Source organism: Spirillospora sp. NPDC029432, assembly GCF_040703975.1.
Classification (GTDB): domain Bacteria; phylum Actinomycetota; class Actinomycetes; order Streptosporangiales; family Streptosporangiaceae; genus Spirillospora.
This window is the reverse complement of sequence record NZ_JBEZWH010000005.1, coordinates 164,600-188,921: the sequence shown is the minus strand read 5'-3', so window position 1 is coordinate 188,921 and position 24,322 is coordinate 164,600. Positions and strand designations below refer to the sequence as shown.

22 protein-coding genes and 2 tRNA genes are annotated in these 24,322 nt (G+C 71.2%); 6 read left to right on the top strand and 18 right to left on the bottom strand.

The features are described 5' to 3' along the window. Nucleotides 1-20: 20 nt before the first annotated feature. Complete coding sequence (locus tag AB0881_RS05985; RefSeq protein ID WP_366614602.1) at nt 21-1,307, top strand: ABC transporter substrate-binding protein; 1,287 nt, start codon at nt 21-23, stop codon at nt 1,305-1,307. Here AB0881_RS05985 and AB0881_RS05980 read toward each other — a convergent pair. From AB0881_RS05980 to AB0881_RS05970, 3 genes are all read right to left on the bottom strand, one after another. After that, nucleotides 1,283-4,243, bottom strand: coding sequence for an FAD-linked oxidase C-terminal domain-containing protein (locus tag AB0881_RS05980; protein ID WP_366614600.1), 2,961 nt, complete (start codon nt 4,241-4,243; stop codon nt 1,283-1,285). The two genes, AB0881_RS05985 and AB0881_RS05980, sit on opposite strands and share 25 nt — an antisense overlap. Nucleotides 4,244-4,648: 405 nt before the next feature. Continuing rightward, nucleotides 4,649-4,861 (bottom strand): DUF397 domain-containing protein, encoded by a 213-nt coding sequence (locus AB0881_RS05975; RefSeq protein WP_366614598.1) that lies wholly within the window; start codon nt 4,859-4,861, stop codon nt 4,649-4,651. 258 nt (nt 4,862-5,119) lie between these two features. Next, nucleotides 5,120-5,992: a helix-turn-helix transcriptional regulator gene (locus tag AB0881_RS05970; protein WP_366614597.1), complete on the bottom strand. Its 873-nt coding sequence runs from the start codon at nt 5,990-5,992 to the stop codon at nt 5,120-5,122. An 875-nt stretch (nt 5,993-6,867) separates the two neighbouring features. On the opposite strand from AB0881_RS05970, the gene AB0881_RS05965 reads away from it, so the two are divergent. Next, on the top strand, nt 6,868-8,271 hold the full coding sequence (locus AB0881_RS05965; RefSeq protein ID WP_366614595.1) for a cyclic nucleotide-binding domain-containing protein: 1,404 nt from the start codon (nt 6,868-6,870) through the stop codon (nt 8,269-8,271). Nucleotides 8,272-8,329: 58 nt separating this feature from the next. On the opposite strand, the gene AB0881_RS05960 is transcribed toward AB0881_RS05965, so the two are convergent. From AB0881_RS05960 to AB0881_RS05935, 6 genes are all read right to left on the bottom strand, one after another. Next, nucleotides 8,330-9,706 carry a HAMP domain-containing sensor histidine kinase gene (locus AB0881_RS05960; protein ID WP_366614593.1) on the bottom strand — a complete coding sequence of 459 codons (1,377 nt, stop codon included), beginning with the start codon at nt 9,704-9,706 and terminating at the stop codon, nt 8,330-8,332. 94 nt (nt 9,707-9,800) lie between these two features. Continuing rightward, nucleotides 9,801-10,379 carry a nitrile hydratase subunit alpha gene (locus tag AB0881_RS05955; RefSeq protein WP_366614592.1) on the bottom strand — a complete coding sequence of 193 codons (579 nt, stop codon included), beginning with the start codon at nt 10,377-10,379 and terminating at the stop codon, nt 9,801-9,803. Further along, complete coding sequence (locus AB0881_RS05950; RefSeq protein ID WP_366614591.1) at nt 10,366-10,644, bottom strand: SH3-like domain-containing protein; 279 nt, start codon at nt 10,642-10,644, stop codon at nt 10,366-10,368. Before AB0881_RS05950 ends, AB0881_RS05955 begins: the two co-directional genes overlap by 14 nt. Further along, nucleotides 10,637-10,900, bottom strand: coding sequence for a hypothetical protein (locus tag AB0881_RS05945; RefSeq protein WP_366614589.1), 264 nt, complete (start codon nt 10,898-10,900; stop codon nt 10,637-10,639). Before AB0881_RS05945 ends, AB0881_RS05950 begins: the two co-directional genes overlap by 8 nt. 21 nt (nt 10,901-10,921) lie before the next feature. Next, the gene (locus AB0881_RS05940; protein ID WP_366614588.1) at nt 10,922-11,779 is read right to left on the bottom strand and encodes a glycerophosphodiester phosphodiesterase family protein; all 858 of its coding nucleotides are present in this window, start codon (nt 11,777-11,779) and stop codon (nt 10,922-10,924) included. Nucleotides 11,780-11,904: 125 nt separating this feature from the next. Continuing rightward, nucleotides 11,905-13,509 carry an adenylate/guanylate cyclase domain-containing protein gene (locus AB0881_RS05935; RefSeq protein ID WP_366614586.1) on the bottom strand — a complete coding sequence of 535 codons (1,605 nt, stop codon included), beginning with the start codon at nt 13,507-13,509 and terminating at the stop codon, nt 11,905-11,907. A gap of 216 nt (nt 13,510-13,725) precedes the next feature. On the opposite strand from AB0881_RS05935, the gene AB0881_RS05930 reads away from it, so the two are divergent. Both AB0881_RS05930 and AB0881_RS05925 read left to right on the top strand, forming a co-directional pair. Then, nucleotides 13,726-13,803: transfer RNA gene (locus AB0881_RS05930), tRNA-Asp, on the top strand. A 20-nt stretch (nt 13,804-13,823) separates the two neighbouring features. After that, nucleotides 13,824-13,897: transfer RNA gene (locus tag AB0881_RS05925), tRNA-Phe, on the top strand. A 79-nt stretch (nt 13,898-13,976) separates the two neighbouring features. On the opposite strand, the gene AB0881_RS05920 is transcribed toward AB0881_RS05925, so the two are convergent. Then, nucleotides 13,977-14,387, bottom strand: coding sequence for a hypothetical protein (locus AB0881_RS05920; RefSeq protein ID WP_366614584.1), 411 nt, complete (start codon nt 14,385-14,387; stop codon nt 13,977-13,979). A 94-nt stretch (nt 14,388-14,481) separates the two neighbouring features. Continuing rightward, entirely contained in the window at nt 14,482-15,276 is a 795-nt protein-coding gene (locus AB0881_RS05915; protein WP_366614583.1) for a site-specific integrase, read from the bottom strand. Between the two features lie 397 nt (nt 15,277-15,673). On the opposite strand from AB0881_RS05915, the gene AB0881_RS05910 reads away from it, so the two are divergent. Beyond that, nucleotides 15,674-16,255: an SMI1/KNR4 family protein gene (locus AB0881_RS05910; protein ID WP_366614582.1), complete on the top strand. Its 582-nt coding sequence runs from the start codon at nt 15,674-15,676 to the stop codon at nt 16,253-16,255. A gap of 179 nt (nt 16,256-16,434) precedes the next feature. Here AB0881_RS05910 and AB0881_RS05905 read toward each other — a convergent pair whose 3' ends face one another. The 6 genes from AB0881_RS05905 to AB0881_RS05880 form a co-directional block, all read right to left on the bottom strand. Then, nucleotides 16,435-17,085, bottom strand: a complete 651-nt coding sequence (locus tag AB0881_RS05905) for a class I SAM-dependent methyltransferase (RefSeq protein ID WP_366614580.1) — start codon at nt 17,083-17,085, stop codon at nt 16,435-16,437. A 291-nt stretch (nt 17,086-17,376) separates the two neighbouring features. Continuing rightward, entirely contained in the window at nt 17,377-18,513 is a 1,137-nt protein-coding gene (locus AB0881_RS05900; RefSeq protein ID WP_366614579.1) for a HAMP domain-containing sensor histidine kinase, read from the bottom strand. Nucleotides 18,514-18,524: 11 nt separating this feature from the next. Next, on the bottom strand, nt 18,525-19,181 hold the full coding sequence (locus AB0881_RS05895) for a response regulator transcription factor (protein WP_366614577.1): 657 nt from the start codon (nt 19,179-19,181) through the stop codon (nt 18,525-18,527). 37 nt (nt 19,182-19,218) lie between these two features. Next, nucleotides 19,219-19,686 (bottom strand): PPOX class F420-dependent oxidoreductase, encoded by a 468-nt coding sequence (locus tag AB0881_RS05890; RefSeq protein ID WP_366614575.1) that lies wholly within the window; start codon nt 19,684-19,686, stop codon nt 19,219-19,221. A 68-nt stretch (nt 19,687-19,754) separates the two neighbouring features. After that, nucleotides 19,755-21,293, bottom strand: coding sequence for a carboxylesterase/lipase family protein (locus AB0881_RS05885; protein WP_366614574.1), 1,539 nt, complete (start codon nt 21,291-21,293; stop codon nt 19,755-19,757). Between the two features lie 62 nt (nt 21,294-21,355). After that, complete coding sequence (locus tag AB0881_RS05880) at nt 21,356-22,150, bottom strand: alpha/beta hydrolase (RefSeq protein ID WP_366614691.1); 795 nt, start codon at nt 22,148-22,150, stop codon at nt 21,356-21,358. Between the two features lie 361 nt (nt 22,151-22,511). Between AB0881_RS05880 and AB0881_RS05875 the strand changes: the two genes are divergently transcribed. After that, nucleotides 22,512-23,426: a PaaX family transcriptional regulator C-terminal domain-containing protein gene (locus AB0881_RS05875; protein WP_366614571.1), complete on the top strand. Its 915-nt coding sequence runs from the start codon at nt 22,512-22,514 to the stop codon at nt 23,424-23,426. A 22-nt stretch (nt 23,427-23,448) separates the two neighbouring features. On the opposite strand, the gene AB0881_RS05870 is transcribed toward AB0881_RS05875, so the two are convergent. Next, complete coding sequence (locus AB0881_RS05870; protein ID WP_366614570.1) at nt 23,449-24,285, bottom strand: helix-turn-helix transcriptional regulator; 837 nt, start codon at nt 24,283-24,285, stop codon at nt 23,449-23,451. Between the last annotated feature and the right edge of the window lie 37 nt (nt 24,286-24,322).

Genomic DNA, 24,322 nt, shown 5'->3' with positions numbered 1-24,322 from the left:
GGCTGACATGGAGGGACCGGATGCGACTGCGAGCGTGGCGGACGGCCGTGGGGCCGGGCGCCTTACTGCTGGCCGCGGCGCTGCTCTCGGCGTGCGGCCAGGGGGACGGCGACCGCCGCGGTACGGGACCGATCGTCTTCGCCGACTCGCGCGACACCAGCCGCGGCTCCCAGCTCAAGCGGCTGGTCGCGGCCTGGAACGCCGGCCACCCCGGCGAGCGGGTGGAGATGGTGGAGCTGGCCGAGTCCAGCGACGACCACCGCGCGCAGGTGGTCGCCCGCGCGCAGGACGCCGCCGCGGCCCGCGAGGCGGGAACGCCCGACCCGCCCTGCTTCGACGTCACGACGGCCGACCTCATCCACACCGCCGAGTACGCCCAGGGCGGCTACATCGAGCCGCTCGGCGAGAACGACTTCGACCATGAGCGGTTCCTGCGCAAGCCCATCGACAGCGTGCGCTACAAGGGGAGGCTGTGGGGGATCCCGCTCCGTTCCGACGTCGGGCTCCTCTACTACCGGAAGGACGTGCTCGCCGCTTCTGGCGTCGCCGCGCCCGGCGCCTGGGAGGACCTGCGGAACCAGGCGCGGACCATCGCCCCCTCCAGGGGGATGCAGGGCTACGTCACCCAGCTCGACCAGTACGAGGGCTTCACCGTCAACACGCTGGAGCAGATCTGGGACACCGGCGGCGGGCTCCTCGATCCGGACGGCGCGGTGGTCGCTACGCCGTCGGCGCTGCGCGAGGGCTTCGAACGCCTCGTCCAGGGCGTGCGGGAGGGGTGGATCCCCAAGGACGCGACGGACTACAACGAAGAGCGCAGCCGCATCGCGTTCCAGGACGGCCGCGCGCTGTTCATGCGCAACTGGACCTACGCCTACGAGCTGCTGCACGCGGACGACTCACCGGTCGCGAACACGTTCGGCGTCGCGAAGCTCCCCACTCCGTCCGCCCTAGGGGGATGGAACCTCACGCTGTCGAGCTGCTCCACGAAGCAGCGCACGGCACTGCGGTTCATGCGCTTCCTCACCAGCGACGACAACCAGCGGCAGCTGTTCACCGGCGCCGGTTTCGCGCCGAGCCGCAAGGCCCTGTACGAGGACGCCGCCCTCCTCCGCAGGTACCCGCATCTGAACGTGATCCGCGCGGCCATCGAGGAGGCCCGCAACCGCGGGCCGAGCCCGTACTACCACGAGGTCTCCAACACGTTCCAGGCGAACCTGCACGACGTCCTCTCCCGCCCCGAGCGGCTGGACGACGGCCTGTCGCGCCTCGGCGACAACCTCTACCGGGCCGCCGAGGGCCGCTGAGCCGCATCCGGCCCGGCCGGCCCGCCGCCGGGCCCGCGGGGCAGGGCGCGGCGCAGGACCTCGGCCAGGTGCAGCGCGCGGTCGCCGGTGCCCTGGGCGATCTGCGTGCGGCAGGAGAAGCCGTCCGCGAGCACCAGATCGTCCGCTCCGGCCTCCCGGACCTTCGGGTACAGCTCCCGCTCGGCGCACGCCTGGGAGACGTCCCAGTGGCCGGGCTCGAACCCGAAGTTTCCCGCCAGCCCGCAGCAGCCCGCGCCGATCACGTCGGGGGTCACGCCCAGGCGTTCCAGCACGGCGCGGTCGGGATCGTACGAGCCCTTGGCCTCCTGATGGCAGTGGACCTGCGCGACCGCCCCCGCGTCGAGCCGCCGGAACGGCCAGTCGCCCTCGTGCGCGGCGACCAGCTCGGCGAGGGTGACGGTCTGCGCCGCGAGCAGCTTCGCGCGCGGATCGTCCGGGAGCAGCTCGGGCGCCTCGTCGCGCAGCATCACCGTGCAGGACGGCTCCAGCCCGACGACCGGCAGGCCCGCCTCCAGCGCGGGCCGCAGGACGTCCAGCGTCCGCCGCAGCACGTGCTGCGTCACGCGGAGCTGCCCGGTCGAGTGCCAGGTGAGGCCGCAGCACACCCGGCCCGGCGGGATCAGCACCCGGTACCCCAGCGCCTCCAGCACCTCGACGGCCGCCTTGCCGGCCGCCGGCTCGTGGAAGTTCGTGAAGGTGTCCGGCCAGAGCACGACCTTGCGGCCGCCCGCCGCCGGCTCCGGCCGCCTGCGGAACCAGCCGCGCAGGGTCTCGTCCGCGAACCGGATCATGTCCCGCCTCGGCTCGACCCCGGCCAGCCGCTTGGCGAGCGCGGCGACCGGCCGCCGCCGCAGCGCCGCGTTCGCCGAGCGCGCCGCGCCCGGGACCCCGGCCACGAGCCGCGACCACAGCGGCAGCCAGCCCATCGAGTAGTGCGCGAGCGGCCGCGGCCGCCCCGCGTAGTGGCGGTGCAGGAACTCCGCCTTGTACGTGGCCATGTCGACGTTCACAGGGCAGTCGCTCGCGCACGCCTTGCACGACAGGCACAGGTCGAGCGCGTCGCGCACCTCCGTGGAACGCCACCCGTCCCGGATCGTCTCGCCGCGCAGCATCTCCGCCAGCACGCGCGCCCGCCCCCGCGTCGAATGCACCTCGTCGCGGGTCACCTTGAACGAGGGGCACATCGCCCCGGTCTCCAGGTTCCGGCACGCGCCGACGCCCACGCACCGGTGCACCGCCGCGGTGAACGAACCCTTGTCCCTTGTCAGGGCGTGTACGGGAGTGAGCGCGAGCGCGTCCCTCCCTTGGCCGGGCCTGAGGTCCGCGTCCGTCGGCACCGGATCGACGATGACGCCCGGGTTGAGCCTGCCCTCGGGGTCGAAGACGCCCTTGAACGCGCCGAAGGCCCGCAGCAGCTCCGGCGAGTACATCGCGCCGAGGAGTTCCGAACGCGCCCGGCCGTCCCCATGCTCGCCCGAGACCGTTCCCCCAAAGGAGACGACCAGCTCGGCGGCGGCCTCCATGAACTCCCTGTAGACGGCGACGCCACGGGGATCGTCCAAGGCGAAGTCGACGCGCAGGTGCAGGCAGCCTTCCCCGAAGTGGCCGTAGGGGACGCCCCGGAGGCCGTGCTCGCGCATCAGCCCGTACAGGCCGCGCAGGTAGTCGCCGAGACGCTCGGGCGGTACGGCCGAGTCCTCCCAGCCGGGCCACGCCTCGCCGCCGTCCGGCAGCCGCGTGACGATGCCCGACCCCGCCTCGCGGATCCACCACAGCGCCCGCATCCGTACGGGATCGTCGACGACCACGGCCGTCGTCGCGGCGAACCGCCCGCGCACCACCTCGACCAGGCCGTGCGCCGCCTCCTCCGCCTCCGCCTTCGTGTCCCCGCCGACCTCGCAGTACAGCCAGCCGCCGCCGGCCGGCAGGTCCGCGCCCGCGCTCGCCCGCCCCGGCTGCGCGCGCAGCGCGGTGAGCAGGTCGGACGCCATCCCCTCAACCGTCAGCGCGCCGGTGCGGGCCGCGAACGGCGCGAGCTCGGCGGCGGTGTAGACGTCCGGGAAGCCCAGCACGGCCAGCGCCCGGTATCTCGGCACCGGTACAAGCCGTACCGTCGCCTCGGTGACCAGCCCGCACGTGCCCTCGCTGCCGACGAGCGCCTTCGCCACGTCGAAGCCGTTTTCGGGAAGCAGGTGGTGCAGCCCGTAGCCCGAGACCTGGCGGCTGAAGCGCCCCAGTTCCGTCCGCAGCGGCCCCAGGTGGGCGTCGCGCAGCCGGGTCAGCTCGGCGTCGATGCCCGCGTCACCGCTCGTGCCCTTGGCGGCGCGCAGCTCGCGGCCGTCGGGCAGCAGCATCCGCAGCGACTCGACGTTGGCGGACGTGATCCCCCAGGCCACGCTGTGCGACCCGCACGCGTTGTTGCCGATCATGCCGCCGAGGGTGCACCGCGAGTGGCTGGACGGATCGGGGCCGAACGACAGCCCGTACCGCCCGGCCGCCGCGCGCAGATCGTCCAGGACCACGCCCGGCTGGACCACGGCCGTGCGGGCCTCGGGATCGACGCGCAGGATCCGGTCGAGGTGCCGCGAGGTGTCGATCACGATCCCGGGGCCGATCGAGTTGCCGGCGATCGACGTCCCGCCGCCCCGCGCGGTGACCGGCAGGCCCTCGGCGGCGGCCAGTTCGAGCACCCGGGCGATGTCGCCGGACGACCGGACCTCCGCGACCGCCACCGGCACCCGCCGGTAGATCGAGGCGTCGGACGAGTACGCCGTGCGCGCCGTCAGATCCGTGCGGAACACCCCGGGCAGCGCCGCGGCCAGCCGCCTGCCGGTCGCCTCCGGATCGCTCGTCCCGCCGCCCGTACCGGCCGGATTGCCCGGCTCGCTCCCGCCCGCCCCGGATGACACCACCACGAAGGTCGCCCCTTCCCCCGCACGATTTCTCCCTGCGCTCCGTAAGGCCCAGGCTAGGCCGTCGCCCCGCCCCGCCGCCCGCCGGAACGCGCCGCCCGCCCAGAACGGCCGCACCGGCGGAACGGCGCCCCGCACGGCCCGCGTACAGAGGCACGGCGGATGCGGGCGAACCCTGACGTGATTACGCAGCGCTAATGGGCACCATCTGCTAACCCGAGCGCTAACGAGGGCAACGGGAATCCCCGCAAACGGCGGCCCGCCATGTGGCCACGAGAGCGGGTCTCCGGGTCACGGAAGTCAATCGGGTACGCGAAGGAAAGGGACGCCCGAAAGGACGCCCCTCCAACACCGAGAAGCTCGCGGTCATTCACTCATGGCGCGCCATCGCGCGTTGAGTCACCAGACTCAGCGGACCTCCGCGTCACCATCGACGATGTGCCGCAAGAGCCGCCGCCACTGCGCGGGAGCGAGTTCCAGCATCTCCGCCGAGGGAGCGTGGGAGTCCCGCACCAGCACAGAACGCCCGGTCGCCGCCACTTCGACGCAATCGTCCTTGTCACCGCTCGCGCTGCTCTTGCGCCAGTCCAGCGCGGCCCCCCGATTCGGCCGATCCACCATCCAGCAACCCTCCATCCATTGCTGGCGGGGTCTGTCTCGCCACCGAACAGGCAAGGACACCCACCGAGCCAAGAGCTGAGCAGGGCACAACAAACCACGACCTTGTGGAAAATTTCCCGTTCATGAGTGTAAACGGTCCTAGTAATTCCGCCTACACCGGGAACACAAGATCAGGCTGTGCGCTATGAAGGCCCGCTCGCCTTGTGGGTGCCGATCGGGGCCGTCACCTCCTGTGATGATCGATTCGGGGTGGACGGGTCAGGCCATGAGGTCCTCGGCCGCCTGCCGGATCAGCGCGATCGACTTGTCGGCGGGCAGGGCCGCCTCCAGGAGCGTCTCGAAGTGGTCCCGGTAGTCGGTGATCTGCGGATCGTCGCCGGTGACCATGATGCTGGCGCCGGGCCGGCCCTCCATGTAGAGGACGTCGCTCAGCCCGCCCTCGAACTCCAGCAGCGTGAACGGCCCGTACAGGCCCAGATGCGCGCCGGCGCTGAACGGGAGCACGCGGATCGTGAGGTCGTCACGCTGCTCGGCCGAGTCGGCGATCGCGTTCAGCTGGGCGGGCATGATCCCCGGATCGACCCCGATGCCCACATGGCGGCGGATGACCGCCTCGTCGAGGATGTAGAACTGGCGGGGCGGGGTCTCCCGCCGGGCCAGCTCCTCCTGGCGCTGCATGCGGACCCGTACGGCCACGCTGCGTGCCGTCTCGCTGACCACGCCGGTGCTCATGACCTCCGCGTACTCGCGGGTCTGGAGCAGCCCGGGGATGAGCGTGCCATGAAAATGCCTGATATATGAGGCACCGGCGGAGTAGCCGACGAATGTCAGGAACATATCGTCGATCTCGCCCTTGTACTTGTTCCACCACGCCGGCTCGCGGGCCCCGCGCGCGAGCGCCTGCAGCCGTTCCTGCCTGCTCTCCGAGGTGACGTCGTACGTCATCAGCAGGGCCTGGAGGTCGGTGCGGGTGATGGAGTTCTTGCCGCCCTCCACGCGAATGAGCTTGGACGGTGACCACTCCAGCGAACTGGCCACCTGTTCCTGCGTCATCCCCTTCTCGCGCCGGAGTCTGACCAGCTCGCTGCGCAGCAGCGCGCTCTGAACGATGGGCCCCTGGTCACTTGCCATCTCACTCACTCTAAGTAGTCGTTGCCATGAACTGCGGTGCTACATAGCACATGGATACCTGCCACCTTAGATGGTGCCATCCGGACACGTTCCGCCGGGCCACTTCCCCCAATCCGGGCGATCATGCGGCGTTCACGCGGCGACGAGCGGGCAACCGCGGAGCGAAAGTTGCATTTCCAGCTTCCGCTCTGCTGCATGTCGCCTCTCTATGTTGTAGCGTGCTAGGTAGCAGATTGGTAGGGGCCGCGCTGACACCGAGCGTACCGCATGGTAGTGTGATCAAACGATCTTGACGCTGGGTGATGAGGCCAGGCGACGACGCCGGGCCGTCCCGCGCACAGCGAGGACCCTCGGAAACGGGAGGCGTGACCAGAGCCCAACCGAGTCGCCCGGAAGAAACGGGCGAACAGCACAAATAAATAGAGTCGCCCTCGGACTCACCTTCGATCACCGGTAGGCAGCCAGGCCGATCGAAGGAAAGCGGAGGGCGACTCCTTCGGGCCCGCAGGAACGTCCCTTAATCGGCGGCGCCGCTTCGCGTACTCGCGGAACGGTACGTTGACCAGGGGAAACGGCCCTTGCGGACTCACCCAGTCTAACCGCGCCCTCGCGGTTCAGGCCATAGGTGACACGATTTCCGCCCCGGTGCACCGCTCCATTCGGTCAGGCCGGTCCGCCGACCAGGACGCCGCCGCCGGAAATCGCATTCGAGCATGGGGTGTTCCGAACATGCACGCAGACCAGTCTTCTTCCCCGGCACAGTCTTCGGCCCCGGCACAGTCTTCGGCCCCGACGCCCACTCCCGCCCCGACCACCGGCCGCCGCCACGCCTTCCCCGCACCGAGAGCGACCCCCGTTCTGGGAAAGGAGGCCCCATGATCGCAGGCCGTCCGGCGCACCGGCACGACCCCGACCGCCTCGGCCGCACCCCGCGGCGGCAGAACGACCCCACCCGGCCGTCCCCGAAGAACGGGCGCGACCGGTCCCACACCCACCAGCGTCCCGTCCACCGCGCCGCCCCGCACCCGGTGCCGGCCCCGCAGGCCCCGGCGCAGGCACCCGCGCAGCCGCCGCCCTGGCGGCCTCCGGCCAGGCCGGCGGCGGTCGCCGACCGCGGGTTCTGGCAGTCGCTCACGCAGATGGAGCGGCACGCGTTCGTCACCGCCGCGGCGGGCGTCGACTACCCCGCGCGGACCGTCCTCTGGCAGGAGGGCGAGGTCGCCGACCACCTCGTGGTGATCCTGTCCGGCTACGTCCGGATCTGCATCGTCCGGGACGGCCGCGAGCGCATCGTCGCCACCCGCGGCCCCGGCGACATCATCGGCGAGCGCGCGGCCCTGATGCTGCGGCAGCGCTCCGCCACCGTCGTCGCGCTCGACACCGTACGGGCCCTGCGCATGACCACGCAGGAGTTCGCGGCCTTCCTCGCCGACCACACCCGCGTCGTGGCCGTGCTGGAGAAGGAGCTGTACGAGCGGCTGACCGAGGGCGGCGGCCCTGCCAGTCCCGCCGGTCCCGCCGGGCCGGCCGGTGACGCGCCGTTCCCCGGCTTCGCGGTCCCGTACGTCTCCGTCGCGCCGCCGCACGTCTACGCCGTCCCGGCACCGGTCCCCGCGCCGGTCCCGGCACCCGAGCCCGCGCCCGCGCCGGCCGCGATCGAGGGCACCGTCGAGTCCACGCCCGCGTGGGCCGGCCGGATGTGCTCGATCATGTTCGTCGACATCGCGGAGTTCACCGCCCCCCGGCGCAACGACGCCGACCGGCGGGAGATCCGGCGCGTCATGTACGACCTGCTGCGCGGCGCGTTCGAGAGCTCCGACGTCCCGTGGAACGCCTGCTACCGCGAGGACCGCGGCGACGGCGCCCTCATCGTCGTGCCGCCCGAGATGCCCACCGCGTCCGTCATCGACCCCATGCTGGCCCTCCTGCTCGCGGGCCTGCGCCGCCACAACCACCGCTCCAGCGACGCCGTGCGCGTCCAGCTGCGGCTGTCCCTGCACGTCGGGCCCGTCATGCCCGACGCCGAGGGCGTGTCCGGCTCGGCCGTCAACCACACCGCCCGGCTGCTGGACGCCCAGCCGCTCAAGCGGCGGCTCGCCGAGACCCGCTCCGACCTGGGCTTCATCGCCTCCGACTTCGTGTACGACAACGTGGTCGCGCACGCCCCCGGGTTCGTAGACCCCGGGAGCTACCAGAAGCTCAGCTGCACGGTGAAGGGCGCGCGGTACACCGGCTGGATGCACCTGTCCGGTCCCGCCGTGCCGCCCGCCGCCGCCTGACGCGCGACGCCCGCAGGCCGGGTCCCCTCCCCCGCCCCGGCCGGCCTCGCGCCCCGCTTCAGTCCCCCGGCCCCCGGAACCACCTCGGGAGCCTGAGGACGAAGCGGGCCCCCGAGGTACTGTCCTCCAGCGTGAGCGTGCCCTGGTGCATCCGGGCGATCTGGCGGGCGATCGGCAGGCCCAGCCCGGTTCCGCCCGCGTCCCGGTCGCAGGCGTCCTTGAGCCGGGCGAAGCGCTGGAACACCACCTCCCGGTCCTCGACCGCGACGCCGCTGCCGTCGTCCCTGACCTCCATGACGGCCGCGTCGCCCTCCGCCCGCACGATCACCGTGATCTCGGCGACGGCGTGCCGCTCGGCGTTGTCCATCAGGTTCGTGAGCAGCCGCGACAGCCGCAGCGGGTCGCCGCGTACCAGCACGTTCGCCTGGAGGTGCGGCACGACCCGCGTGCCGTGCCGCGGCGCGCGCTCCAGCTCCGCCGAGACCAGCGCGGCGAGATCGACCGTATCCGCGTCCTCGCCGGCGGTCCTGGGACGCTCGGCCGCGGTGTCGAGGCGGGCGAGCTCCAGCAGGTCGTCCACGATCGCCTGGAGCCGGTCCAGGCTGCCCAACACCGCCCGGCCGATCCTCGGCCAGTCGGAGTCCGCCGGGCTCAGCAGCGCCTCCTCCAGCTGGAGCCGGGCCGCCGTGATCGGGCTGCGCAGGTCGTGCGAGGCGTCGGAGGTGAAGCGGCGCTGCTGCTCCAGGGCCGCGTCCAGGCGGTCGAGCGTGTCGTTCGCCGCCTCCGCCAGCTTCCTGATCTCGTCCCGGCTGTCCGGGACCGGGACGCGGCGGCCCGACTCGGTGGCGGTGATCTCCAGCAGCTCGCACCTGATGTCGTCCACCGGGGCCAGCGCGTGGTCCACCGTGCGCCAGGTGCGCAGCGCCGTCAGCAGGCTCACCAGCAGCGTCACCGCGAACAGGAACGTGCAGAGGGCACCGCTCACGTACCACGGGACGGCCCTGTCGGCGGCGTACACGATCCGCTCGGCGCCCGGCCGGTAGACCCGGAACGCGATCACCCGCATGCAGCCGTCCATGCCGGCGGGCGGGCACATGACGCGGGTGGAGTACTTCCTCTCCAGCGGCGGCGTGAACGTCGCGATCCGCGGCCGGCCCCGCAGGTTGGGCGTCACGGCGACGACAGTGCCGCGCGGCTCCACGACCTGGACGGCGACGCCCCCCGCCGGCGGCAGCACGGACGCCGCCTGGTCCCGCTCCACGAGCGAGACGATCTGCAGGGTGGCGGTGCCGATCTGCTGGGTCTTGTAGTCGGCGGCCTGGTCCCGGATGCCCACGATGAGCAGGACGTTGATGAGCGCCGAGACCAGCGCCGTGACGATGCCCGTCCGCACCGCCATCCGGACCCGGATCGACCACTTGTGCCGCCTGCTCACCCCACCCCCCGTAGGACCCCCGCTGGCGAGGTAACCACCCCGCGGGCGGCGGGGCGGTCGAGGGACGGGCAAGAGACGACAAAGATCGCCGCCGTCACACGGGAGCGGTCCCGATCAGCCCTTCCCTGGTCACGAGCCCGGCCAGCGCCTCCTCGCCCGCGCCGGCGGTGCCGTCCGGGCGGCGCGGCAGCACCAGGTAGCGGGCCTCGGAACTGGAGTCCCAGACGGCGATCTCCGTTCCGGGGGGCAGCTCCAGCCCGAACTCGGCCAGCACCGCGCGCGGCTCCCGCACGACGCGGGCCCGGTAGGCGGCGCTCTTGTACCAGGACGGGGACGGGCCGAGCAGCCGTACCGGATAGCACGAGCAGAGCGTGCAGACGATCACGTTGTGGACCGCGGCCGTGTTCTCCACCACCTGGAGGCGGTAGCCCGCCTCGATGCCGAGCTCGGCCGCCGCCGCCCGGCCGTCGGCGAGGAGCCGCTCGCGGAACGCCGGATCCGTCCAGGCCCGCGCCACCAGCCGCGCCCCGTTCACCGGGGCGGCGTCGCGCAGGAACGCGTCCAGGAAGCCGTCCAGGCCCGCTTCGGTGGCCAGCCCGGCGGCGATCACCCGTTCCTCGAACCGCCGCACGCGCGCGGCCACCGGCAGGTCGGCATGCTCAGCAGGGCTCAAGGTAGGACTCCCAGAGATCGACGGCCACGGTGTGCGCGCCCTCGCCCCACAGGTCGCGGGCGGCGAACCGGACGGCGTACACGGTCTCCCGGCGCGGCGGGTCGATCCCCCGCGCCCGGTCGTCGGGCAGCGGCCAGGCACCGTGCGCCAGCACGACCTCGCCCCGGTGGCCCCGCACGTACCGGGGCGCCCTCGTGTGGTGCGGAGGGTCGACGGCGCGGACCCGCACCTGGTCGCCGACGGCGTACGCCGCGTTCTCAGACAAGGCCCTTCGCCTCCAGGAGCGCCTCCATGGCGAGCAGCCAGCGCTCGTAATAGGACGAGCCCAGGTACACGTCCGGGGGCAGGCTTTCGATGGCGTCGCGGAACTCGTCCATGTTGAACGCGCCACCGCCGACGAGCGCGCGGTTCAGGGCGAAGACGCGCGCCTCCCAGTCGGCGCCGAACGGAGGCTCGTCCCCCAGCACGACCGGAACGGGGCCGAACCCCTCCTGGCCGCCCAGGTCATGCACTCGGCTCATGGACCGACGCTACCGCGCCGTTCAGTCGAAGTCCTCGTCCAAGCGGGACTTCAGGATGACATCGTCGAGCCGGCCGGGCCGGTTGGTGATGATCCCGTCCACCCCGAGGGCGATCGCGCGCCTCATCTTGGACCTGTCGTCGACCGTCCAGGTGAAGACCTCCATCTTCTGCCTGTGGACGCTCTTGACGTAGGACTCCGTCACGTCGCCGTACGGGGGGTTGATCTGGTCGGCGTACTTCGCCAGTTTCGGCAGGTCGCGCTTGGCGGGGGTGCCGATCAGCCCGGTCGGCGCCGCCGGCATGATCTTGTGGAACCGGCGCATGGACGCGAAGTCGAACGACTGCACCACCAGGCGCCGCTTCGTCCAGGCGGGATTGGCCCGCAGTTCCGCGGCGACCCGCCGCTCGATGCCCGGGTACAGCCGCGGCGACTTGATCTCCAGCTGAATGCCCATTCCGCTGCTCCGCATGGCACGCAGCGTTTCGCGAAGCGTGGGAACGCGCTCGCCCTTGTACCGCTTGCCGAACCACGAGCCGGCGTCCAGTTTGCGGATCTCGGCGAGCGTGAAACTGCCGACCTTCCACGGCTTGCGTCGTGGATAGACCGATTCGACATTGGTCGTACGGGCCAGCGTGGTGTCGTGAATGGCGACCAGTTTGTGGTCCTTCGTCTCCTGCACATCGACTTCGAACTGGTCGGCGCCCTGCCGTCTGGCCAGCTTGAACGCCGCGACCGTGTTCTCCGGCGCGTCCGCGGAGGCGCCCCGGTGCGCGACGTTGACGATGTCCGCGGACCGCGCGCTCGCGTCCGCCGCCGTACCCGTGATCGCCGTCGCGGCCACGACCGCGGCGAGCGAGAGACCGAATCGTCGGAGCATGTGTCACCCTTCGTGGTAGGTGATTATTCGTTCCCACCTTCGGGGTGCATGGTGACACGAAAGTAACGGGGCGATAGCAGATCGTGTACTCGGGATGACGTTGCCCGAGCGCTTTATAACAGATGTCAGGATTGCGGAGTTTCTGGCGCGGGTTCCGATTGTTTGGGAAATGCCCTGCGCGTCCCGCGGATCCTCCGCCGCAGCCGCCGCGCCGCCGACACCTCCGGCACCGCCTCCGCGATCACCACGGGCCGCGGTACGACCAGCCGCGTCTGCCGCCGCCGGCCCCGCAGCGTGACCGGCTTGCCGACGTCCCACTCCCCGGCCTCGTCCCGATGGGCCAGCTCGTGCACCGTCCCCGACGCGAGCACCCGCCCCGGCGCCACCTTCGCCAGATCGCTCAGCCGCGCCGCCTCGTTCACCGGATCGCCGATCACCGTGTACTCGAACCGCCGCTCGGCCCCGATGTACCCGGCGACCACGGGACCGGCGGAGACGCCGATCCCGGCGTCCAATTGAGGAACCTCCGCGCGCAGCCGTACGGCCAGCTCCCGCGCCGCCCCCAGCGCGCCGCCGGCCGCGTCCTCGATCTCCGTCGGCGCGCCGAAGATCGCCAGGGCCGCGTCCCCCTCGAACTTGTTGATCCAGCCCCCGTGCGCGGCCACCACGTCGACCACCACGCCGAAGAACATGTTGAGCAGCTCGACGACCTCGCCCGGCGTATGCGTCTCGGCCAGCCGCGTCGACCCCGTCAGATCGACGAACAGCACCGCCACCTCGCGCGTCTCCCCGCCGAGCTCGATGTCCCCCCGCTCGATCGCCAGCCCCGCGACCTCCTCGCCCACATGCCGCCCGAACAGGTCCCGCAGCCGCTCGTGCTCCCGCAGCCCGGCCACCATGTGGTTGAACCCAACCTGGAGCTGCCCCACCTCGCTGGCGTCGTACACCGGCACCCCGGTGCCCAGATCGCCGCGCTCCACCCGGGCCATCCCCAGCCGTACCGACTTGATCGGATCCGCTATGGCCTGGGTGGCGATGTACGTCACGTACATCCCCACGCTGAGAGCGGCTCCCCCGAGCCCCAGAATCGTGATCGCCAGCTGCGTCGTGTCGATGTCGGGCGCCGCCAGCGCCGCGATGGCCACGCAGATCAGCCCCAGCACCGGGATCGCCGTCCCCAGCGCCCAGGCCAGCATCACCCGCGTCGTGACCCCCGGCAGCCGGATCCGCCCGTGCTGCTCGCTGGCCAGCACCAGCGCCGCCGCCGGCCGCAGCAGCCGCTCGGACAGCAGATAGACGATCGTGCACGTCGTCATGGCCCCCAGCAGGCAGGTGAGCCCCGTCTTGACCGCCAGCCGCGCACTGAACAGCGTCACGTCCAATACAGCCCACCCGACCGCCCCGACGACCCACAGCCCGCCGACAAGAAGCGTCAGCCGCAACGGCCCCAGAAGCACGGCCCGCCGCTGCACCTGGTCAGGAACCCCACCCTCCCGCGCCAACCGCACCACGGGCCGCCACAGATACAGCCCGGACACCAGCGCGACAGGTCCCGCGACCACCGGATAGCTGAAGAACGCGACCGTGTTGACGAGCCTGACCCGTTCCACATCGGCCAGCGGCGGATCCGGCACCACGAAGATCGCGAACAGCAGCACCACCAGCGCGCCGCCGAGGTTCGCGACCCCCACCACCACGAGCAGCACCCAGCGAACCCGCAGCTCCAGCATCGTCCGCGGCACCAACTGAAGACCGCGCCCCACCGCCCTGCCGGCCACATCCGCCTCCATACGCCACGGATAAGCCTCACCGTACTATGCGCCCGCCGACCCCCCACTTAACGAGTTGGCGCTCCCCTCAGCCATCGCGTATGCTTCCGGACGTCGCCAAGAACGGGTCACCCCGGTCAAGGAACACCTCCGGAGCCGCTAAGCTCGGAGCAGCAAGGTCCTGTGGAGCAGTTAGGAGTGCTCGCCACCCTGTCAAGGTGGAGGCCGCGGGTTCAAATCCCGTCAGGACCGCCAGACGTGCGGATGCGCGTCATGGGCAGGTAGCTCAGTCGGTACGAGCGTCCGCCTGAAAAGCGGAAGGTCGGCGGTTCGACCCCGCCCCTGCCCACACCTTCTGAACAGCCAAAAGGCCCGGACCGAGATCGGTTCCGGGCCTTTTTGACGGCAACCCTGACGGCAACGTCCGCTCATGACGGCTTCCAAGGGCCGAGCGGCCGGCCCCGTTCCACGAAGTCCCTGTACTCGTAACCGAGCATCCCCACGTTGACCCACCGGCGCGGCGCAGCCCCCAACTCGCGCCCGGCCAACTCGATCGCGCCCTCCGGTGTCGAGGCACTGCCCACCTGCCGGCCGCCCTCCTGGTCAGCGTCCTCTGGGTAGAAGGCATCATCGCTCGGATAAAGAAGGCCGTCGTGCCGGTCCAGTTCCGCCGTATCCTCAACAGCCCAGCGCCTCACGTGGAAGAGACCAGGCGTCGGCAGGATCGCGGCATATCCGACTCCCCTGCGCCCATCTTCCTCGAAACCGCCCAGGAACTGTTCTATGGCGCGGCCACGACGCAGAGCCCCCAACGCCAGGGACATCGGCAGATAACGCACCAGCCGACCCTAGATTCACCTCGCGTACCTCTCAACCAGTTACGGCCCCGGACTCAGTCCGGGGCCGTTAAGAAGGCGACGTCAGCCGAGGGCCTCACCCCAGCTTCCGCAGCGCCGCCCGCTTGTCGTCGAGCGAGGTGTGCGCGTAGATCGTCATCGTGACTGCGATGTCGCTGTGTCCGACGATCTCCCGGACGACGTTCGGCGCGACGCCCAGGTGCAAAAGCAGCGAGACGCAGGTGTGCCGCATGTCGTAAAAGCGGACTGCGTCCAGGCCGGCGGCCGCGCGGACGCGTCCCCAGCTACGACGGAGGTTGTCCGGCTCCATGGGTGTACCCCGCCGGGGCGGGAAGACGAGGCCGTGATCCTCCCAGTCCTCCCAGGCGTCAGCCCGTTCGAGCGTCTGCCTCATCCTGTGCTCGCACACGGCAACGATGCAGATCGGAGGCAGCGGGATGGTCCGCTCTGAGTCGTCCGTCTTGGGGCGAACGAACCGCAGCGCTCCCCCGACCCGCTGGAGCGTCTGAACCACCTCCAGCGTGGCGCTCTCCACCCCGCTACCGGCACAGGTCCGGCAGTCGTCCCCGTCGATCTCGCCGCCTTCTCCCCCGCAGGCACGGCACCCGACGAGGGTGAGGTCCTCCCAGCGCAGGCCGAGCAGCTCCCCGCGGCGCAGGCCGAGGCAGAGCGCTAGGACGTACAGCGCGTGGAGCCGTTCGCTGGCGGCCGCCTGGAGCACGTCACGCGCCTGGTCGACCGTGAGCCCGCGGTTGACCTTGTACTTGGGCGTGGTGACCTTGACCAGCTTCGCCACGTTGCGCGGGATGACCTCTTCCCGTACTGCCGTTTCCAGCACGTTCCGCAGGACGGCATGGATCGACTGGACCATGCGCACCGAGAGAAGTGACTCGCAGCACTCACCGCCACCGTCGGCTGCGGCACCCCAGCCCGAGACGCCAGCCCGACCCCCGACAGCCCAGCGGCCGACCGCAACCGCCGCAGCTCCCGCCCGATCTCCATCAGCCGCCCATCACCCATAACCCATAACCGAGCGTTCTACCACCCACAGCACACAGCGACAGACCACACGACCAGACCGACCCCTGCACCATCCCGCATCAGCGCCGACAGAGACGGATCCGACCTCCGATCTCGACGGGAAAGCATGTGGCAACCTGCTTCCCAGGCGCCTAATGGGCCCCACGCGAGCGACGCAGCGAAGCCACACCTACCGCGCCTCCACCACCTGGTGTATGACACATCGGGTGACAGAACCAAGCACCAAGTTGGACGAGCTTGTGGCGCTCGTTCCCCCTCCTGAGGATCCCGACCTGGGAACCAAGAGCTGGGACACCGTGTTCGACGAGCTCGGCAGCCCTCTCCCCGCAGACTTCATGGCGTTGGTCGAGCAGTACGGCAGCTTCGAGATCGGCGGCTACGCATTTGACGGGAGAGGCGAGAACACGCGCGGCCTTGAGTACCTGGGAGTGATGGACCCGCGCTACGCGGGCGGAAACTGGGCCAAGGGGGCGGTGAACATCGGCGATGTCTACCGAGAGCTGAGGGAAGAACATCCGGCCAGCTTCCCGCCGGCTGCATGGCCGGAACCCGGCGGGTTCCTGTCCTGGGGCAACACCATCGATGCCGACCACTTCGGCTGGCTGACCGTCGGCCACCCTGACGACTGGCCGATCGTGCTGTGGGGACGAGGCCACGAATGGGATGACCAGGAGCCCCTCCAGACCACGGTGACCGAGTTCCTGGTCAACTGGCTCTCAGGCTCCCCAGACCTCCCACACATGCCCGAGCTATGGCCGGGCGGCAGCTCTGGCCCCGTGTGGTGTGACGCCCTCCCGCTGGAGCACTGACAAGGTCAGACCAGGGCACCAGGCCAGGCCATCAAAGCCGGATGAGAACTTTCTCTACGGTTTCAAGGGCGCCCGCTTCGCGGTCGCCGGCGGCCGCCCGCCCCGGCGCGTCGGGCGTGCGGCCTGTTCCGTCCGGTCCCGCCGCGCCGCGTCGCCCGTCCGCCTTTGCTTGCCGGGATTCAACCGTGAAGCCTCCGGCGCGCGAATACGAGCGCTTGTGAAGCATGCTCACCCGGGTTGAGCAGAATCTGAGCCTCGACATCGAATCCGGTGTCACGGAGCCAGGACGCCACCTGGTCAGGCTGACGGAGGTGGACATGGACCTTCATCGGCTGACCGCCATACCCCTCCGTCTTCAACTGCGACCCGTCGCCGACATGGAACAGGAGTTGAAGCGGTCCACCTGGGCGCAATGCTCGGTGAAAGTGCCGGAACACGGTCAGCACTTGTTCATCAGGGATGTGGATCAAGGATTGCCAGGCGAGCAGGCCAGCAACCGAGACATCCGCAAGATTTGGGTCTGTCATAGAACCCACGTCGAACCGAAGGCTCGGATGATCGCGTCGTGCCACGTCGATCATCCCAGGTGAAAGGTCAATGCCGAACGCGTCTAGACCGAGTTCGTATAGGTGGGCGGTCACGTGGCCCGGACCGCAGCCGACATCCGCCACAGGACCGCCACCAGCCGCCCGCACACTGTCAGCGAACAGCGCAAGAGCCGCGCGAAGGTACTGATGCCCAGCGATGGCATCGCGCACCAGAGCGGCGTAGCTGGCTGCGACCGTGTCGTACGAGATTCGGGTATTGGTCAACCAGTCGTCCGTGTCCATGATCGGCACGGTAGCCCATGACGACAAGCCGTCCGCCGATCTTCGGATGGTGAACGGACCGGGCCGGTTCAGTGGGGCGATCGGTGAAGCGAGCGCGAACCAGGGGGCTGCGCCGCCCCCTGGACCCCCGCGAGCCGGAGCACCGATCCTCGATGAACAGCGGGAGGGCAGCGTCCGACCTAGGTGGGCAGCCGCGCCGCAGGGTGGTCGCTACTTCCGAAAAGGGGAAGGCCGGCGGTTCGACCCCGCCCCTAACCACACCTTCCAAGCAGCACGAACGCCCCGGAGCCGTTAGGTCTGGGGCGTTGTTGTGTGGGGGTTTGAGGTTGTGGGGAAGGTGGCCTTTACCGTTAGGCCGCCTTCTGTGTGGGGGTGGGCGGTGAGGGTGGCGTCGTGGGCCAGGGCGATCGCGTGGGCTATGGAGAGGCCGAGGCCGTGGTGGCCGTCGTCGGGGGCGGAGCGGTCGAGGCGCTGGAACGGTTCGAGGAGCCGGGTCACCTGCTCGGGCGGGACGGCTGGGCCGGTGTTGCTCACGGTGAGCACGGCCTTTCCGTTCTTTGTTTCGGTTGTGACGTCGACTCGGCCGTTGGGCACGTTGTAGCGCGTGGCGTTGTCGACGAGGTTGGCCACGAGGCGTTCGATCAGGGCGGGGTCGCCCGAGGTCGTGGCGGGTTCGATCCGCGAGTGCAGGCGCGGGCCGTCGGTGGGTGTCGCGGACAGGACCTTTTGGGTTAGGGCGGCGAGGTCTACCGGGGCCCGGGTTTCCAGGCCGCGTTCGCTGGTCGCCAGGGTCAGCAGGGACTCCAGTAGTTGTCCCTGCTGGACGCTGATCTGCAGGACTCGTTCGAAGGTGGCGCGGTACGCCTTGAGGGTCGGTCGGCGGTCGGTGAGGGTCTCTTCCAGGAGTGCGCGTTCGAGGGTGAGCGGGGTGCGGAGTTCGTGCGCGGCGTTGGCGACGAAGCGTTTCTGGGAGTCGAGTGCGGCTTCCAGGCGGCCGAGCAGGCCGTCCACAGTGTCGGCGAGGTCCTTGAGTTCGTCGCGGGGGCCGGTGAAGGCCAGCCGTTCGTGCACGTTGCGCGCGGAGATGCGGCGGACGGTGGTGGCCATCGTACGGAGCGGGCGCAGCACCCGTCCCGCGACGAACCAGCCGAGCGCCAGGGAGAACACCAGCATGATCGCCAGTGCGGTTCCGGCCTGGACGAGGGTCTCGCGGACCAGCGAGTCCTGCTGCCGCGCCAGGGTGCCGATCGGGTCAGGCGTACCGGGGGCCATACCGGGCAGCCGGTAGCGGCAGTCCTCCTCGCTGAGGCCGAAGCACGGGACCAGCACCTTGAAGACCGTGTTCCGCCGGACGAGCACGAACGTGATCGCCAGCAGGACCGCGCCGGAGATGGTGAACAGCGCCCCGTACAGGAGGGTGAGGCGCATCCGGATCGTCCTCATATCCGGTAGCCGCTCTGCGGGACGGTCTCGATCACGGGCGGGGGTCCCAGCTTGGCCCGCAGGCGGTTGATCGTCGCCTTGACCGTGGTGGTGAACGGGTCCGCGGCCTCGTCCCAGACGCGCTCCAGCAGTTCCTCGGCGGAGACGACGCGCCCGTCGGCGGCGAGCAGGTACTCCAGGACCGCCATCTCCTTCGGGCTGAGCGCCAGGCGCAGGCCGGAGCGGGTGGCGACCCGCTGTGCCGGGTCGAGGCGCAGGTCGCCGCGTTCCAGGACCGGTGGCAGCGCCGGCTGCGCCCGCCGGCCGAGGGCGCGGATCCGCGCGACCAGCTCGGCGTACGCGAACGGCTTCGGCAGGTAGTCGTCGGCTCCGAGGCTGAGCCCCTCGACGCGGTCGGCGATCGTGCCCGAGGCGGTGAGCATCAGGACCCGGGTACGGCGGTGCGGCCCGGCCACCAGCGCGCGGCAGACGTCGTCGCCGTGCACCAGGGGCAGGTCGCGGTCCAGGACGACCACGTCGTAGTCGGTCAGCGCGGTGCGGTCGAGCGCGGCCCGGCCGTCGCGGGCGACGTCCACCGCCATCCCCTCGCGGTGCAGGACGCGGGCCACGGAGTCGGCCAGTTCCGCGTGGTCCTCGGCCACGAGCACTCTCATGACCGGTCAGGATGCCCGGGACGCGGTCACAGCCGGGTCACAGCCCTTCGGCCAGGTGCGGAGGGAAGCCGCCGGTGGCGATCGGGCCCCACCGCTGCGGGGTCACGCGGATGAGGGACTTGCCCTGCTTGGTCATCGCGGCGCGGTACTCGTCCCAGTCGGGGTGCTCGCCCGCGATGTTGCGGAAGTACTCGACGAGCGGTTCGACGGCCTCGGGGACGTCCAGGACCTCGGCGGTGCCGTCGATCTGCACCCAGGGGCCGTTCCACTCGTCGGACAGGACGAGCAGGGAGACCCGGGGGTTCCGGCGGGCGTTGCGGGTCTTGGCGCGCTCCGGGTATGTCGCGATCACCAGCCGGCCAGAGTCGTCGACCCCGCAGGTCAGCGGGGACGCTTGCGGGGTGCCGTCGGCGCGGGTGGTCAGCAGGACGGCGCGGTGCCGGGGCCGGACGAATTCCAGCAGGTCCGCCAGGTCGACTCGGGTGTTCGTTGCGATGGATGCCATGGTCACCCAGCGTATGGCAGCGGGCGGCGCCGCGAACGGCGCCGCCCGGGACGGTGGTCAGCCGGTGGTCAGCCGGTGGTCTGCGACCACAGGTCGCATTGGTGGTCTTGGGGGAAGGTGGTGGTGGGCCGGATCGCGCCCGGCGCGAGGTCCTGGACCTGCGGGAACCGCTGCCAGGCCGGGGCGCCACTGCTGTTGGGGTCTCCGGTACGGGCGAACGTGGCCCAGTACGAGAGCATCCGGGCGGAGAGGTCGTTCTGTTCCGGTGTGCCGGTGACGTTCCCGAAGATGTAGCGGATCTCGGAGCCGTGCGGGGCGCCCAGCGGGAAGCTCAGGGGAAGCCCCAGGTAGTCCATGGCGTGGGGGTCGTTGAATTCGTAGCCGTATGCCCTGGTGTGCTGTGCCAGGAGGGTGGTGGACGCATAGGAGAGGCACGAGAACTGGGCGTCGGTGTAGATCGCCGCGAGGGCCTCGGCGGGCGAGCCGTGGGCGGACAGCGGGTAGCGGGCGAGGATCCGGTCGGCGTCGGACGGGAAGGCGCGCCGTACGGCGGCCGGGTACTCCTCGGCGGTGAGCCGGCGGCCGGCCAGGTCGTACATGGTCGCCACGGTGAGGCGGCCCTCGTCGCGGGTGGTGCCCTGGATGATCGGGATGCGCGGGAAGTCGCCGGTCCGGAACGCGTTCATGACCTGGTCGCGGATGACGACGCCGTCCTGGATCGGGGCCCAGGCGGTGCGGCCGGTGGTGCCGGCGAGGATCTCCCCGGCGGGTTTGGCGCGCAGGCAGGCGGTGTCGGTGCAGCCGAGCGCGGTCGCGAAGCGTTCGCCGGCGGTCTCGGCGGTCTGGCGGGTGGCGGTCGGGAACGCGCAGCCGGACTGGGCGATGGCGCGGTGGAACAGGCCCCGCGCGGTGGGCGAGATCAGGTTCTGGCAGACGCTGCCGCCGCCGGCGGACTCGCCGAAGACGGTGACGTTGCCCGGGTTGCCGCCGAACGCGGCGATGTTGTGCCGCACCCAGCGCAGCGCGGCCTGCTGGTCGAGGAGGCCGTAGTTGCCGGACGTGCGGGACTCGGCGGTGAGGCCGGGGTGCGCCATGAAGCCGAGCGCGCCCAGCCGGTAGTTCAGGCTGACGACCACGACGTCGCCGCGTTCGGCGAGGGCGCCGCCGTCGTAGAACGTGCCGGAGCCGATGGTGTAGCCGCCGCCGTGGATCCAGACCATAACGGGGCGCGGCTTGGTGGGGCGCTTGGAGGGGACGTGGACGTTCAGGTAGAGGCAGTCCTCGCTGGGCGTGCCAGGGCCGGCGAGGTCGCCCCATGGGGTCTTCGATCCTGTCTGCATGCAGGGGTTGCCTGGTTTGGTGCCGTCCCGCACGCCCTTCCAGGGGGCGGACGGTATGGGCGCCTTCCAGCGGCGTTCGCCGGTCGGTGGTGCGGCGTAGGGGATGCCTAGGAAGGCGGAGCCGTTCTCACCGGGTAGGCCGCGTACCGCTCCGTCTCTGGTGTACGCGATGGGTGTCGTGTCGGCCTGGACGGTGGCGGGGGCGGTGGCGAGCGAGAGACCGGTCAGGAGAGCGGCCAGTGTCGCGAGCGTTCTGCGTCGGGCCATAGGGGGTTCCTCCCAGGGGAGCGCCAGGGGCTGCCACATATGCGGCGGCCCCTGGCAGTGCGTCAGCTCAGGTTCTTCTGCAGGACGTCCCAGTCGGTGTTGCACAGCCCGCAGTCGGGGCCGACGAACTGGGCCTTGGAAGCGGCGTCGCCCTTGAGCTGCCACCTGATCCAGGCGGAGCCGACGCGGCCGAACTCGCCGCCGTTGGGCTGGTCGTACGTGGCGAAGTGGCCGACGTCGAGGTTGCCCATGAAGGCGGGCAGGCCGGACGGGAGGCGCCGCCAGTCGTCCATGGCGTTCTCGTACGCGATGTCGGACGGCCCGCCGATGAAGTAGCCGACCGGGGCGCGGAGCCGCGACAGCATGGGCTTGTCGAGCGCGCTCATGAGGCCGCTGTTGAAGATGCCGGTGGTGGTGACGCGGCGGTCGGTGCTGGAGACCTCGTACGCCTCGATGCCGCCGCAGGACTGGCCCATCACCGCGACCTTGGTGGTGTCGATCTTGCCGCGGTACTTGCTGCCGACGCGGTTGTTCTCGGCGATCGCCCAGTCGATGGAGTCGACGAGCATGTCCGAGTCGGTCTGGCCGGAGCCGCCTGGCCGGCCGTTCGCGATGACCAGGAAGCCGTGCGAGGCGAACTCCTTGAGGATGTTCTCGAACCAGGTGCCGTCGGCGCGGCAGGCGCCGTTGCCCCAGGCGACGATCGGGAGCCTGACGTCGGCGGGGATGGTGTTGGGCCGGTAGATCGTGTGGTTCCGGAGCCGGAGGGTGGTCTCGTAGTCGGCGGGGTACGGGCCCGAGCCGCCCGGCGCGGCGTGGGCGGGCGCGACCGGGACGTGCAGCAGCGCGCCGGCCAGCCCGAAGACGATGCTCGCCTTGGCCAGCCGCCGGATGAACCGTTTGGGGTTCACGATGCGATCTCCTCGTGTAGGGGCGGGGAAGGAGGTCTCCCGCCGTGGCGTCGGCAGGTGTGTCGCCGATCGAAGCGGAACACTTTCTGGGGCGCGCGCACGTTGAACTGTCGCAAGACGAAGGGGGCGCATCAATGGTTCGGGCGGAGGAGTGGGTGGCGTACCAATCCGGACGCAGGTGCCGTGTGCACGCGTCACAGCGGCGCGCCGAGGGCGCCGAAGCACGGCGATCGGAGGTCCTGACGCTCACTCAACTGCGGCTTTTCGGTGATCCGGATGGCGCCGGCCGGCTCTAGACTCGGGCGGTGTGACGGATACGCGCACCGATCCGGAGGTCCGGCTCCCGCGGACGCAGAGCGGCCCCCAGCCGCAGCACCTGCTCCTGACGCTGCTGGGGGACTACTGGTACGAGCTGCACGACCACCTCCCGTCGGCGGCGCTCGTCGCGCTGCTCGGGGAGTTCGGCATCTCGCCGGCCGCCGCGCGGGCGGCGCTCAACCGGCTGGCGCGGCGGGGCGTGCTGGAGTCGTCCAGGACGGGGCGGCGGACCGGCTACGGGCTGTCGCGCCGCCTGCCGGTGGAGGCGCGGCTCGGCCACGCGTCGCGGAACGCGATCCTGTTCGGGGACGCCGCGCCGCCGTGGGACGGGCGGTGGCGCATGGTCGTCTTCTCGATGCCCGAGGACCGCCGGAACGTCCGGCGCTCGGTCCGTTCACGGCTGCGCTGGCTCGGCTTCGCGCCCCTGTTCGACGGGGTGTGGGTGTCGCCGCACGAGCGGGAGGAGGAGGCCGGGCGGTTCCTCGCCGAGCTGGGGATCGAGAACTACGCCGTCCTGACCGCCCAGGCCCTGCCGGGCGTCCCGCAGGGCGTCACCCCGGTGGACGCGTGGGACCTGGACCGCATCCGGGCGGGGTACGACGCGTTCGTCGCGGAATGGGAGCCGCTTCTCGGCCGCGTGCGGGACGGGGCCGTCGGCACCGCGGAGGCCCTGCCGGCCCGTACCGGGCTGATGTACGACTGGATCCGCTTCCCCAGCGTCGACCCGAGGCTGCCGGAGGAGCTGCTCCCCGCCGACTGGCCCCGCCGCCGCGCCCACGAGGTCTTCGCCGAGCTGTACGACTCGCTGGGCCCGCTCGCCGAGACCCGCGTCCGCCAGATCATCGCCCGCCACTCCCCCGACCTGGCCCGGCTGGTACGCCACCACACCCACAAGGGCCCCTGAGCGGCCCGGACGGAGCGCCGGTTCATCTGACGGCGCGGAGCGGGCGCCTGGCGGCCCGGTCGAGCGCGGCGGCGGTGGCGTCGTCGGCGGGCAGGTGGACGAGGATCCGCTGGTCGTCGGGCATGGCGAGGGTCTCGTAGGCGAGCGTGAGCTGGCCGAGTTCGGGATGGGCCAGGCGCTCGGTTCCGATGGGCACGGGAACGGCCGGCACGGACGCCAGCCTCCCGCTGAACGCGGCACCCGCCGTGACGGCCAGTTCGCCGGTCATGTGCAGGAAGTGCGGGTCGCCCGGCGTGGAGCCGCCCTTGAGGGTGGCGACTCGGTCGTCGGCGACGCGGTCCCAGTCCAGATAGGCGTCGCGCGCGCGGGGGTCGGTGAACAGGTGGCGCAGGACGTTGGGGCGCGGCTCGTCCAGGACGCCGAGGGGCCCGAAGACGCGGGCGTACGCGCCGGTGCGGGCGAGCACGTCGCCGAGCCGGTTCAGCAGGACGGCCGGGGCGGGTTCCAGCCGGTCGAGCACGGCCTGGACGGTGGGCCGCACGGAGTCGGCGGGCGGGGCGGAGGCCGGGCAGGCGGACGTGCCGGCGGCGCTCTTGGCGAGGCGGCGGAGGTGGCCGCGCTCCTCGTACGGGAGCCGCAGCGCGTCGGCGAGTGCGCCGAGGACCTGCGGTGAGGGGTTGCGGTCCCGTCCCTGCTCCAGGCGGGTGAGGTACTCGACGCTGACGCCGGCGAGCGTGGCCAGTTCGGCACGGCGCAGGCCGGGGGTGCGGCGTCGGGGTCCGGCCGGCAGGCCGACGTCGGCGGGGGTGACGGCCTCGCGGCGGGCGCGCAGGAAGATGCCCAGCTCGTTGTCGCTCACGCTTCGAGGCTAGCCGGGCCGCCGGCGCTCATCGTGG